The sequence below is a fragment of the Anaerocolumna sp. AGMB13020 genome, from assembly GCF_033100115.1.
Classification (GTDB): Bacteria; Bacillota; Clostridia; order Lachnospirales; family Lachnospiraceae; genus Anaerocolumna.
This window is the reverse complement of the sequence record NZ_CP136910.1, coordinates 4,279,048-4,293,143: the sequence shown is the minus strand read 5'-3', so window position 1 is coordinate 4,293,143 and position 14,096 is coordinate 4,279,048. Positions and strand designations below refer to the sequence as shown.

At 39.8% G+C, this 14,096-nt stretch carries 6 protein-coding genes, 1 CRISPR repeat array and 1 other annotated feature; of the genes, 3 read left to right on the top strand and 3 right to left on the bottom strand.

All coding sequences use genetic code 11. From position 1 onward, the window contains the following. The first annotated feature begins 228 nt into the window (after positions 1-228). Positions 229-479: a binding site (T-box leader), on the top strand. A gap of 102 nt (positions 480-581) precedes the next feature. After that, positions 582-1,958 carry a TrpB-like pyridoxal phosphate-dependent enzyme gene (locus R2R35_RS17765; RefSeq protein ID WP_317731173.1) on the top strand — a complete coding sequence of 459 codons (1,377 nt, stop codon included), beginning with the start codon at positions 582-584 and terminating at the stop codon, positions 1,956-1,958. 145 nt (positions 1,959-2,103) lie between these two features. Then, positions 2,104-2,394: direct repeats of the CRISPR family, unit length 30 nt; unit sequence ATTTCAATACATCTCATGTTTTGGTTCTAT. Positions 2,395-2,714: 320 nt separating this feature from the next. On the opposite strand, the gene R2R35_RS17760 is transcribed toward R2R35_RS17765, so the two are convergent. Further along, entirely contained in the window at positions 2,715-4,199 is a 1,485-nt protein-coding gene (locus R2R35_RS17760; protein WP_317731172.1) for a glutamate synthase subunit beta, read from the bottom strand. Between the two features lie 13 nt (positions 4,200-4,212). After that, a complete protein-coding gene (gene gltB, locus R2R35_RS17755) occupies positions 4,213-8,772 on the bottom strand; it encodes a glutamate synthase large subunit (RefSeq protein WP_317731171.1) in 4,560 nt (1,519 codons plus the stop codon). A gap of 533 nt (positions 8,773-9,305) precedes the next feature. On the opposite strand from gltB, the gene R2R35_RS17750 reads away from it, so the two are divergent. Next, a complete protein-coding gene (locus R2R35_RS17750) occupies positions 9,306-11,237 on the top strand; it encodes a flagellar hook-length control protein FliK (RefSeq protein ID WP_317731170.1) in 1,932 nt (643 codons plus the stop codon). A gap of 411 nt (positions 11,238-11,648) precedes the next feature. Here the strand turns inward: R2R35_RS17750 and R2R35_RS17745 are convergent, their stop codons facing one another. Next, a complete protein-coding gene (locus R2R35_RS17745; protein WP_317731169.1) occupies positions 11,649-12,680 on the bottom strand; it encodes a TraX family protein in 1,032 nt (343 codons plus the stop codon). Positions 12,681-13,238: 558 nt separating this feature from the next. Here R2R35_RS17745 and R2R35_RS17740 point away from each other — a divergent pair. Next, positions 13,239-13,922: a class I SAM-dependent methyltransferase gene (locus R2R35_RS17740; protein ID WP_317731168.1), complete on the top strand. Its 684-nt coding sequence runs from the start codon at positions 13,239-13,241 to the stop codon at positions 13,920-13,922. Positions 13,923-14,096 lie beyond the last annotated feature (174 nt).

The following is a 14,096-nucleotide window of genomic DNA, read 5'->3' as shown; positions in this document are numbered from 1 at the left end:
TTTTAGCCTCGAAAGATGCTGCTCCGGAAGAATTTTCATATACTTTCTGATAACTTTTAATCTGCTGCTGACTCAACTGGGAAATCAATTTTTATGACGAGTAACTTTTAGATAACTTTTCTGCTGCCTCCGGCATTCTTCAACCACAAATTTTCCTACTGGTAATTATTCTATTATCATAATAATTTTACAATTGACAAATCCTAATACCAAGGATATACTGAGTGTAATAAACCGTTGATTAAGAGTAGTAAGCAGAATATTCTGTTTTAAGAGAGCCGCAGGTGGTGGAATTGCGGCAACAAGGATTTTGCTGAATGGACTTAAGAGGGCAGGAAGAAAGGCAATAGCTGAGTAATGCCTGACGAGATCTTCACTCGTTACCAAGGAAGCATATATAGGCTGTATATGGAATAAGAGGATGCCTTTGTGCATCAAAATGGGTGGTACCGCAGAAGTTTCAGACTTTTGTCCCAGTATATTTATACTGTGACAGAGGTCTTTTTTTATTGTGCTAAATGAAGACAGTGTACACCCGGCAAAGCCAAAATAATTATTTTATCTCGAAAGGAGCAAATATTATGGCAAAAATACCACACAGAATCTATCTTACCGAGGAGCAGATGCCCACCAGCTGGTATAATCTTCGCGCTGACATGAAGGAACTGCCGGAACCCATGTTAAATCCTGCTACGAATCAACCTGCTACTGTGGAGGATCTATATCCGGTCTTCTGCGAAAAACTGGCAAAACAGGAAATGGACAATACCACCCGCTATATTGATATCCCTGAAGAAATCCAGGAGTTTTATAAGATGTACCGGCCTTCTCCTTTGATCCGGGCTTACAATCTGGAGAAATACCTTGGAACGCCTGCAAAGATATATTATAAATTTGAAGGAAATAATACTTCCGGTAGCCATAAATTAAATTCTGCAGTTGCACAGGCTTATTACGCCAAAGAACAGGGACTGACCAGTCTGACTACAGAAACCGGTGCCGGACAATGGGGTACCGCCTTATCAGAAGCCTGCGCTTACTACAACATCCCGCTGACAGTTTATATGGTAAAGTGTTCCTATGAACAGAAGCCTTTCCGACGAGCAATCATTGAAACTTTTGACGGCAAGATATACCCAAGCCCCAGTGATACCACCAATGCCGGTCGTGCTATACTGGCAGTTGATCCTGATACCACAGGAAGCCTTGGCTGTGCCATCTCAGAGGCTGTGGAAAAGGCGGTTACGACTCCCGGCTGCCGTTATGTCTTAGGTTCCGTATTAAATCAGGTATTGCTCCATCAATCTATTATCGGCTTGGAGTCCAAGAAAGCAATGGAACTGATTGATGAATATCCGGATATCGTTATCGGCTGTGCCGGTGGTGGCTCCAATCTTGGTGGTCTTATAGCTCCTTTCATGCAGGATAAACTGACCGGAAAAGCCAATCCCAGCATAATTGCTGTGGAACCTGCTTCCTGCCCTTCCTTTACCAGAGGAAAATATGCTTATGACTTCTGTGACACAGGTAAAATCACACCATTGGCTAAGATGTATACTTTGGGAAGCGGTTTTGTTCCTTCTGCCAACCATGCGGGAGGCTTACGATACCACGGCATGTCTCCCATTCTGTCCAAATTGTATCATGATGGTTATATGGAGGCTGTTTCTGTGGAGCAGACGAAGGTATTCGAAGCAGCTACTCTCTTCGCCAAACAGGAGACTATCCTGCCGGCACCGGAATCTTCTCATGCTATTCTTGGTGCAATTAATGAAGCTCTAAAATGCAAGGAGACCGGAGAAGCTAAGACAATATTGTTCGGACTTACCGGAACAGGATATTTTGATATGACAGCCTATAATGCTTATATGAGTGGTAAGATGACGGATTATATACCGACAGACGAGGATTTAGCTATTGGTTTTAATGGATTGCCCAAGATTCCTGGGATACAGTAACTATAGTAGGTGGATTGATTTACCTTTATGTGATTGATTCTCATAGTTATAATGTGCGGTAGCTGACTTCACATCTACCGCACATTACTGCCATCCATCGGATCATCGGGTCTATGTTAAGGTCGAAAAATTGTTTTGTGTTTTGGTTTTATTACATTTCATGTTTTGGTTCTATTTCAATCTCTCCAGTGGTGACATCAACATTTTTCATTTCAATACATCTTATGTTTTGGTTCTATACTTCCGCAGCCGGTATAGCTCTCTTAAAACAGTTATTTCAATACATCTTATGTTTTGGTTCTATTGAATTCATAATTTTTAAATATTCTGCATTAGCCGTATTTCAATACATCTCATGTTTTGGTTCTATAGTTGTCTATGCTTCTAAAAATAATGCTTTGCAAGAATTTCAATACATCTCATGTTTTGGTTCTATCCGCATAATCGCTATAAATATAATACTAACAATACTCTTAAATCACAGTAAAATCAATGAATTTTTAATTTTTTACCAAGTAAAACCACTTTTCTCATAATATTAAGAAAATCCTGTAATTAAGCACTTTTGCTCGTCATTGTAATATTATCGCCTGGTAAAAGATTTCTAGTATTTTTCTTCATATATAAAAATTTCATTTAGGTTATATAATAAATTCTAAAATTTATATTTCAACGTATCTATTAAATCACTAATTTATGAGATGATAAAAGGAGTGATGCCACCATAAAACAGCATCACTCCCATTCTTTCTTATCTTATAAATTACTATATCCCATCAGACTTTCATCCACAGCCATAGCAACTTCTCTGCCTTCTCTGATTGCCCATACTACAAGACTCTGTCCTCTGCGCATGTCACCGGTTACAAATACTTTCTCCTGGCTGGTTTGATATTTGCCTTCCTCTGTAGCAACATTGGTTCTCGCATTTAACTCGACACCAAAGGCTTTTGCCACATATTCTTCTGTTCCGAGGAAACCTGCTGCAATAAATACATAATCTGCATTTACTTCATATTCACTGCCCGGTACCTCTTCCATCTGAAACCTCTTTGTTTCAGCATTGAATTTGCTGCAAAGCTTCACAATCTTAACTTTGATCAGATTGCCATCCTTATCTGCTATAAATTCTTTTACCGTTGATTCATAAACTCTCGGATCACTTCCATATACTGCAATGGCTTCCTCCTGACCATAGTCAGTCTTTAATACCTTGGGCCATTCGGGCCAGGGATTGTCTTCCCGTCTGGTTTCCGGGGGCTTAGGCATCATTTCGATCTGAAGAACAGATTGGGCTCCCTGTCTTACACTGGTACCAACACAGTCGTTTCCGGTATCTCCACCACCGATTACGATTACATTCTTACCTTTGGTGTTGATACAGGCACCATCTTCGAAATTAGAATCCAGCAGACTCTTCGTAACACCCTTTAAGAAATCCACCGCAAAATAGATTCCCTTCGCTTCCCTTCCAGGCGCATTGATATCTCTGGGTTTGGAGGCCCCACATGCCAAGATGATGCTGTCATATTCCTTCTTTAATTGCGATACCTTTATATCTTTCCCTACATCAGCTCCTGTGATAAAGGTTACCCCTTCTTCTTTCATGAGGTTTACCTTACGGTCAATAACGTGCTTCTCCAGTTTCATATTGGGGATGCCATACATCAGCAGTCCGCCAATACGGTCGGAGCGTTCAAACACGGTTACTTGATGACCGCGTTTATTCAACTGGTCTGCTGCTGCGAGACCGGAAGGGCCGGAGCCGATAACGGCAACTTTCTTACCGGTTCTTACCTTGGGGGGCTGGGCAGTTATAAAACCTGCTTTGTATCCGTTTTCTATTATACTTAACTCATTTTCCTTGATAGCTACCGGAGTGGTCGCCACATTACAGGTGCAGGCCGGCTCACAGGGAGCCGGACATACACGCCCGGTAAATTCAGGGAAATTATTTGTCTTAAACAAGCGGTTTAGTGCCTGATTCATATTTCCGTTGTATAACAGATCATTCCATTCCGGTACAAGGTTATTTAACGGGCAACCAGAAGTCATTCCGTTTAGGATAACTCCTGACTGGCAGAAAGGTACACCGCAGTCCATACATCTTGCTCCCTGTATCCTTTGCTCCTCCTTTGGCAGAGGAATGTGGAATTCGTCAAAATTCTTGATACGTTCTTCAGGAGCCAGTCCTTTACTCAGCTTTCTGTCATATTCCATAAATCCTGTTGGTTTTCCCATTGCTTCCTACCTCCTAGCTCCTGGTGTTGGCAAAGAATGCCTCTATCTGTGCCTGTTCGCTGCTTAAGCCTTTTTCTTCCATCTGAACAATGGTCATAAGCATACGGCTGTAATCATAAGGAATAATCTTCTTAAACTTAGGCAGATAATCCATGAAGTTCTCTAAGATATCCTTACCTTTTAAGGAGCCGGTTTTCTCTACATGTTCTGTAATCATGCTCTTTAATTCCAGAACATCATACTTCTCGGTTACAGCTTCCATGGATACCATTTCCTTGTTAAGCTTCTTATATAAATTGCTGCCTTCATCCAGTACATAAGCTATACCGCCGCTCATACCTGCCGCAAAGTTCTTCCCGGTAGTACCAAGTACTACAACTCTTCCGCCGGTCATATACTCACAGCCGTGGTCGCCCACCCCTTCAACAACAGCACTGGCTCCGGAATTACGTACACAGAAACGTTCTCCCGCAACTCCGTTTATAAACACCTTACCGCTGGTAGCACCGTAAAGTGCAACATTACCGATAATAATGTTCTTATCTGCTTCGAATTTCGTTCCTTTGGGAGGATATACTACCAGCTTGCCGCCAGAAAGACCTTTTCCGAAATAATCGTTGCTGTCACCGGATAATTCGAGGGTAAGTCCCTTCGGAATAAAAGCTCCGAAACTCTGCCCGCCGCTGCCCTGGCATTTGATAACGTAAGTATCCTCTTCCAGAGTAGTACCGTGAGCTTTAGTAATTTCTGAACCTAAGATGGTTCCGAATGTACGATCGATATTGGATACTTCCACTTCAACGGTCTTGGATTGCCCGGCAGCTATAGCACTCTTAAGTTTCTTTAAGAGAATTCTCTCATCAATGGTCTTTTCCAGCTCAAAGTTATATACCTTGCTGGGATCAAAATGACCCTTTTCACTGTCTCCTGCGTAAGGATTATTAAGAATCCTGGAAAGGTCAATTCTTGCTGCTCTTCCGGTCATTGCATTTTCTTTTTCTTTTAACAGCTCGCTTCTTCCTACCAGCTCCTCCAATTTGCGTACACCAAGTCTTGCCATATATTCTCTTACTTCTTCTGCGATAAAGCGCATGAAGTTGATTACATATTCCGGTTTACCTTTAAAGTTCTTACGTAGCTCCGGATTCTGGGTAGCAACACCTACCGGACAGGTGTCCAGATTACATACACGCATCATGACACAGCCTAAGGTCACCAGTGGCGCAGTTGCAAAACCGAATTCCTCTGCACCAAGAAGCGCTGCTATTACAACGTCTCTTCCTGACATAAGCTTACCGTCAGTCTCTACCATTACCCTGGAGCGAAGTCCGTTCATGATAAGTGTCTGATGTGTCTCTGCAAGACCTAACTCCCAGGGAAGTCCGGCATTGTGAATGGAATTTCTGGGTGCAGCACCGGTACCACCGTCAAAGCCGGAAATCAGGATAACCTGTGCACCTGCTTTTGCAACACCTGCCGCAACAGTTCCAACACCTGCTTCGGAAACCAGTTTAACAGAAATTCTGGCGTCTTTGTTGGAGTTCTTCAGGTCATAAATCAACTGTGCCAAATCCTCAATAGAGTAAATATCGTGATGAGGCGGCGGTGAAATCAGACCTACACCAGGCGTTGAATGTCTTGTCTTAGCAACCCAGGGATATACTTTTTCAGCCGGCAGCTGACCGCCTTCACCGGGTTTTGCTCCCTGTGCCATCTTTATCTGGATTTCCTTTGCACTTACCAGGTACTGGCTGGTTACACCGAATCTTCCGGAAGCCACCTGTTTAATAGCAGAACATTTATTGAGTCCGTCTTTTGAGATATTCAGACGTTCTAAGCTCTCACCGCCTTCACCGCTATTGGATTTACCGGATAACATATTCATTGCAATTGCCAGGGTTTCATGTGCTTCCTGTGAGATGGAACCATAGGACATGGCACCAGTCTTAAAGCGTTTTACAATGGAATCAACACTTTCTACTTCTTCAATGGGAATGCCTGCTTCCGGGAATTTAAAATCTAAAAGACCTCTTAAGTTGATGCCTTCCTCTTCCTTCTCAATAAGCTTCGTGTATTCCTTAAAGGATTCATAGTCACCATTTCTGGTTGCCTTCTGAAGCAGGTGTATGGTCTGAGGGTTATACAGATGTTCTTCTTTGCCGCTTCTTAATTTGTGATTACCACTGTTATCAAGTGTTAAGTCTGCATTAAGTCCAAGAGGATCGAATGCTTTGGTATGAAGCTCATCTACCTGTTTCTCAATATCCTTAATAGAAATTCCTTCGATACGGCTTACAGTGTCAGTAAAATATCTGTCAATTACATTTTTGCAGATACCGATTGCTTCAAATATCTTGGAACCCTGATAGGACTGGATTGTTGAAATACCCATTTTGGAGGCTATCTTTACAATTCCCTTTAATATTGCCTTATTGTAATCATTTACCGCTGCATAGTAATCCTTATCCAGCATATTGTTGGCAATAAGCTGCTTAATGGATTCCTGGGCAAGATATGGATTAACCGCACAGGCTCCATAACCTAAAAGAGTTGCAAAATGATGAACTTCTCTGGGTTCTGCACTTTCTAATATCATAGCAACTGCTGTTCTCTTCTTGGTTCTTACCAGATGCTGCTGCATCGCGGACACCGCTAACAGAGAAGGAATAGCTACATGATTCTCATCAACGCCTCGGTCGGAAAGGATCAGTATATTGGCTCCTTCCTTATATGCACGGTCGGCTTCTACGAATATATGATCAATCGCTCTCTCTAAAGAGGTATTCTTATAATAAATAATCGGAATGGTTTCCACCTTAAAGCCCGGTATCTTCATGGACTTGATCTTTAAGAGATCGGTGCTGGTAAGGATGGGGTTGTGAATCTTAAGTACTTTGCAGTTTTCTGCACATTCCTCCAAGAGATTTCCGTCTTCTCCTATATATACATCTGTAGAGGTTACGATTTCTTCCCTGATAGCATCAATAGGAGGATTGGTTACCTGAGCAAAAAGCTGCCTGAAATAGCTGAACAACGGAGGGTTGCTCTTTGACAGAATGGGCAGGGGGCTGTCAGCACCCATAGCTGCTACCGGTTCTGCACCGGTTCTTGCCATAGGAAGGATTGTAGTCCTGTAATCTTCATAAGTATAGCCAAATGCCTTCTGAAGCCTTGCTCTTTCCTCATCGTCATATTCCCATACTTTCTTATTGGGGATATGAAGATCTTTCAGCTTCACCAGATTGCTGTCCAGCCACTCTCCATAAGGACTTCCGCTGGCATAGCTGTTTTTTAAATCTTCATCGTCAATTACGCAGCCCTTTACGGTATCTACCAAGAGCATCTTACCGGGACGAAGTCTTTCCTTCTTCACTATTTTCTCAGGTGCGATATCCAGTACCCCTACCTCTGAGGATAAAACCAGATGGTCATCCTCGGTGATATAATAACGGGAAGGTCTTAAACCATTACGGTCAAGTACGGCCCCCATAATATCTCCGTCACTAAACAGGATGGAAGCAGGTCCGTCCCAAGGTTCCATCATAGTAGCATAATATTGATAGAAATCCTTCTTCTCCTGGCTCATATTCTGATCGTTCGTCCAGGGTTCCGGAATGGTTATCATAACCGCAAGTGGCAGGTCCATACCGCTCATAATCAAGAATTCCAACGCATTATCAAGCATGGCGGAGTCTGAGCCTTCTGCATTGATAACAGGAAGTATCTTATGAAGTTCTTTGTTCAGGTACTTGGACTGCATGGTCTCTTCCCTGGCAAGCATCTTATCGACATTTCCTCTGATGGTATTAATCTCACCGTTGTGTACAATAAGCCTGTTAGGATGGGCTCTCTGCCAGCTTGGATTGGTATTGGTACTAAAACGTGAATGAACGATGGCAATAGCAGATTCATATATTTTATCCTGAAGATCGATAAAAAACATACGAAGCTGATTAACCAGGAACATTCCTTTATATACAATGGTACGGCTGGATAAGGATACAACGTAGGTGTTGTCATTGCTCTGCTCAAACACTCTTCTTGCAATATAGAGTCTGCGGTCAAAGTCCAAGCCCTTCTTAACACCTGATGGTCTCTTAACGAATCCCTGCATGATACATGGCATACATTCAACAGCTTGTGTTCCAAGAATTTTGGGATCAATGGGAACTTTTCTCCATCCTAAGAACTCCATCCCTTCTTTTTCCACAATAATCTCAAACATCTTCTTTGCCTGATTTCTGGAAAGCTCATCCTGAGGAAAGAAGAACATACCGATTCCGTAATTTCGTTCCCCTCCCAAATTAATGTTGAGAGCTTCCGCTTCTTTCTGGAAGAATTTATGGGATATCTGAAGCAGGATACCTACACCGTCACCGGTCTTTCCTTCCGCATCCTTACCGGCACGGTGTTCCAGATTCTCAACAATCTTCAATGCATTGGCTACTGTTTCATGAGTCTTAACACCTTTGATATTAACAACTGCACCTATACCGCAGTTATCATGTTCAAATCTGGGGTCATATAAGCCCTCACATGTACGTTTAGTTTCTTCTACGCCATATCTGTCCATTCGCACGCCTCTTTTCTAATAAAATAATTACGACCGGTAAAATAATAAATAATGAAGTAATATATCCATTGCTTTAACGGCTGCCCGAACAATCAAATAACCGATTATTCAACGCGGTGAAGTGAATGCATTTCCTTATTCCTACCATTAATGTTAGACAAAAAATTATAATGATAAGCATTTCACAGAATAAATATTCATGGTATAATAATATTTCCATATTTCAACATACAAAAAAAGACATTCTCAAAGGCCGGGCCTCTAAGAACATCTTCGTTCTGTAACAGATTATAATATACGGCGCATAAAAAATCAATCTTTTTTTTCATTTTAATTTATTTTATAAGTTTTTTTATCGAATAAACGTTATTTAATTAAGTGGCATTTTGAATTTGGTGTTTTCAACCGATATAAAATATGAAAATATAACTTCAGCAAATGTATTTAAATAGATTTATTACAATCGCGTAAGCACTATAGAATAATCTTAGATATTTGCTAAACTGACAACCCACAGAAAAGGAGGCTCTTATATGATAAATAGCAGTGTAACACAAACTGGTACTCTCAAATCTAACACCCCGACTAACACTGCCTCCTCCCAAGGCTCTCATAACATATCTTCCGGAGATAACAAAGGTTCATCCACTGCCTATGGCTTAGAAAAAGGTAATGTCATAAAAGGTGAAGTAATTGACCTTAAGAATAATGAAGTCACTGTAAAACTGGCAGACGGTCAGGTATTAAAGGCAAAACTCCAGGCTGATAACAGCACTCTTTCAATAGGAAGTAAGGTTACTTTCCGGGTGGAAGATGCCACCTCACAATCCCTCACCTTAAAGATTATTCCTGAAAGCTCTGCTTCCTATCTCTCCTCTACTATAGATAAAGCCTTGGAAGCTGCTAATCTGGGAAAAACTATTCGGAATAGACGTCTGGTAAGCGAACTTCTCAACGCCCGTATGTCAATAGATAAAAATACACTTAACCTATTTGCGAAACAACTGGCACAATTCCCCGATGTTTCTGTTAAAACACTACTGTTCCTGCAACGTTATCAACTTCCAGTTAATGGTGCCAGCATTGAAATAGCGGAAGGATTTCTTCATTCTGACGGTAAAATGATTGAAAATCTTTCTACACTCTCTGACAATATAAATCAGTTCCTAGGTTCCTCCAGCAACGTAAGCGCCAAGCAGGAACTGCTGCAGATATTACTGGGAGCAGACACGCAGACTCCCTTGTCAGCGGAAATCCCGGCAAAGGAAAACCTGCTGCAAGGTATTCCAATTGCCTCAACGGCAGGAACTCAGGAACAGATGCAAGCTGGTAATATAGCTGCGAACACCGGAAACATTCTGTTTAGTGAATTGCTGAACCTCTCTGAAAGAACGGAACTGGCTGAGAGTCTTAAGACACTTCCCACTAACCTAATCTCTCCGGAGGTAATCAACAACGTATTAAATGGCACCCTAGACACTGTACAGGCAACTGAGCTGACCAATATATTGAAAGCTTATTCCCTGCTTGACCCGCTGGAGGTAAAACAACCGGCATCAGATATAATGGATAAGCTGCTTTCAATCTCCGCTTCAGATAACAAAACACTGCTAAAAGAACTGTTGCCTGCCCAGGATAGAGGAAATCTTCTGATTATGTTAACAAATCTGCTTGGCTCAGATAATCTTCCTTCTTCCATCAATAACGGTGTTATGGACGGAAGTATTTCCGCCAGGGACCTTTTAAGCTTTTTGACTCCCTCTCTTACAGAAGAGCTGGTGTCACAGCCTGCCGAATCCAGCGAGAAGCTGCTCTCCTCCAAAGAGTTTCATGCCTTACTGAATTCCAAGCTATTATCCGACTGGACTCTGACCCCGGAGGACTTAAACAAACCCTCCCCCTTAAGTTCTCATTATGAAAGCCTTCTGAAACAGTTAAACGAATTGAATTCTATCGCAGAACAGGGTATGTTTCATGAAATGCCATCTCTTACCACACAGCTTTCCCATATGACGGACACGGTGCAGTATATGAATATGTTCCAGAATATGTTTTCATTTTTACAGCTGCCGGTAAAGTTAAAGAACCAGTTCACGGACAGTGAGCTTTATGTATACTCAAACAAGAAATCAGAGCTGGATATAACAAAGGGTGTGAAGATAGTTCTTCATCTTAATATGGAACATTTGGGACCCCTGGATGTATCCGTTGAACTGACAAGTAATCACCTAAAGAATACCTTCTATCTAGAAGACAAAGATGTACTTCATTTGTTATCCACACACATGGAAGCCCTGGAAAAGAAGCTGAGTACGAAAGGTTATCAGGTATCCACCGAATTTTATGACAGAGCGAGCACCCCATCTCCTTCCGAAGACATTCTGTCCGGTAATCTTTATTCCTCTGGAGAAACCTCTGCGGAGAACTCACAGGAGAAGCGGTATCATTTTGATATAAGGGCTTAAGGTCAATCTGTGTTAACAAATGGCATATTTATGCAAAGCTTTTCTTTGAAAAACAACCAAGGGCGTGTCTGATAACTCATTTCAGTTTTCAGATACACCCTTTTATGTAAAATACCTTCTATTTTATTTAATTTTCTGCCTTACTTAGATTGGTGTCTTACTCAGCTGGTACCTTACTAAGTTTCATGCCTTACTTATTTTGAAACCTTACTTATTTTGATGCTTTACTTATTTTGATGCTTTACTTATTTTGATGCTTTACTTATTTTGATGCTTTACTTATTCTGATGCTTTACTTATTCTGATGCTTTACTTATTCTGATACCTTACATAAATCAGTTTGACGTCTTACTAAGATTGATGTCTTATTCCGATTGACACCACTTACTCAATTCATCCCTAATCTAATACTTATACAATCTTCATAATCCTGCAAATGATATATAGAAGAAATAAATGAACGGGATAAAAGGCATAAAAAACATATTTTAGCCTTAAGCCTCTTTCACCGTTATACTTAGCAATTGGTATCAATGTAAAAAATGCTGTTATTTCATCCAGTGTCATAATATTTAATACAATACAACCTGCCAGTGCAGACCTGAAAGGATTTCTTCTATATACATAGAACACTGCAATGGTAAGAATGCCAAAAGCAGAATAATCCGTACGTAATAAATTAGCCACTTGCATTCCAAGAGCAAGAACAGCTAAGTCAGCAAACAAAGTATCAAAACTCTTATGTGACTTTCTTCCAGCAAGATAGATTATCAGCAGAAGGATTGCTCCAATTAAAACCATTACAATAAATCGCTTATCACTATAGTAGATCAAAGAACCAGGAAGCGATTTTCCTGTTGCAGCAAAAATAATACTATTCAACATGTAAATGCCACTGTTTGCTACCGTAGCGACGATATACCCACCACCGGCTACACCAATTACAGAAAGTAACGGCACCCATTTCTTCTCTTTTAATCTTTCAGAGATTGCCTGGAATCCACACATTACTATAAATCCAATTAAGAGCGTAAAAAATACATTTTGATATCCCGTGTAAAAGGCTCGTCCAGTAAAAGCCAAATCAAAAGGAATCTCAGATATCAAACAAAAAAGGGCCAGTCTTATAACATACTTCATTTTACTTCTGGTATGTATAAATCCCTCTACCAATAAAAAACAGAACAAAGGAAATCCCAACCTGCCTATCCATCTCATAATAAAATATACTGTACTCATAGTTTGATAGTAAGTATCCTGAGATGCTGCCGAACCCATCATAAAAAAGTTCACAGATACCAAAATATTACTTATAACAGTTGCTGCTATATGATCTATCAGCATAACAAAAATTGCTATTAATTTTAACGTACTACCTGGTATTCCTCTTCTTTTCTCTTTTGCAACTATGGTTTCTGTTAAATTACCAGTCACATTTTCCATTTTGACCTCCTAAACACTTTGTAATATAACATATTATGGAAATATGTCTTTTAAAGAAGTATAACATTAAAATAGCCTTTATTCAATGCTTTTCCCAATCCAGCCAAGAAAGCAGAAGGGAATACCTTAATAAGATAGGCTCTTTTACAACCTATTGTTGATATTCATAACATTTGTTTGTGTTGTTAGAATATGCTATTCATGAATCACAACTGGAGGAATATTATATTCCAGATATAAGAGATGTATTTACTCTGTACACACAGCTTTAATTGCAGGAACAGAAAAGCTCGTATGCCCTCATTGTGGTTGCGTTGATCATATTTCCAGAAATGGTCATACCTATAAAACGGATAAGGATGGTAACAAAACATTGATAAGCAACGCTATATCTGTTCATTTCAGACATTTGTCTATGCGACCTACAATACCTATAAATGTTTAAACTGATACAATTGTAATATTATGTTATTTGATGTATGATTTGTATTACAAGAAAATTCATATTTGTTACAAAAAGTAAAGTATTAATATATGTTTCCAGTAGGAGGGGTAGCTATGGAAAAAGCAAAGAAGTATTATGAAGCATATGAAGATAGATACAAACAAGTCCATAAAGAGTCTATTACATGGTTTTCTGAAAACAATTCTAAAATCGTAATTGATACAATTAACTATTATTTCAACAATCAAAAAATTAAGATACTTGAAATTGGATGTGGGGAAGGTCGTGATGCTCACTACTTACTTAAAGAAGATTATGATGTGTTAGCAACTGATATTTCACCAACAGCAATAGAATATTGCAAAAATAGCCATCCAAGCTATGCAGATAGTTTTCAGGTGTTAAATTTTTTGACCGATAACCTACAAGTAAAATTTGATTTTATCTATGCCATTGCAGTTGTGCATATGCTGGTACAAGATGAAGATAGACAATCCTTTTACGAGTTTATATATAGTCAATTAAATGATACAGGAATTGCTTTAATATGTACTATTGGTGATGGTATAGAAGAAAGAAGAACTAATATATCTCAGGCTTTTGATTTACAAAAAAGAATACATGAAGCAACAGGCAAAGAACTATTCATAGCAGGAACATCATGTAGAATGGTTAGTTTTGATACCCTGTCAAAGGAGATTTTAGAAAACAACTTAACTTTGCTCAATAGTGGTTTTACAGCAATTGAGCCAGACTTTCCTACAATAATGTATGCTACTATAAAAAAGAAAAAGTAGCCAGGAATCCTTTTTCACAAAGTATTAGGTTTACTTTCTTTCTCAAATGCGAGATAAAGATATTTCAATTGAGCAGAGCATTATTAGCTCTGCTCTAAAAAGAATAAATATTAACTAAAAGTTATGACAGAGCCATGAAATAAAATAATAATAACTTCTATCCATTATAAATAT

Excerpts from the sequence above, each read along its gene's own strand:
- gltB (WP_317731171.1), bottom strand. The coding sequence starts at position 8,772 with ATGGACAGATATGGCGTAGAAGAAACTAAACGTACATGTGAGGGCTTA.
- R2R35_RS17760 (WP_317731172.1), bottom strand. The coding sequence starts at position 4,199 with ATGGGAAAACCAACAGGATTTATGGAATATGACAGAAAGCTGAGTAAA.
- R2R35_RS17750 (WP_317731170.1), top strand. The coding sequence starts at position 9,306 with ATGATAAATAGCAGTGTAACACAAACTGGTACTCTCAAATCTAACACC.
- R2R35_RS17765 (WP_317731173.1), top strand. The coding sequence starts at position 582 with ATGGCAAAAATACCACACAGAATCTATCTTACCGAGGAGCAGATGCCC.
- R2R35_RS17745 (WP_317731169.1), bottom strand. The coding sequence starts at position 12,680 with ATGGAAAATGTGACTGGTAATTTAACAGAAACCATAGTTGCAAAAGAG.
- R2R35_RS17740 (WP_317731168.1), top strand. The coding sequence starts at position 13,239 with ATGGAAAAAGCAAAGAAGTATTATGAAGCATATGAAGATAGATACAAA.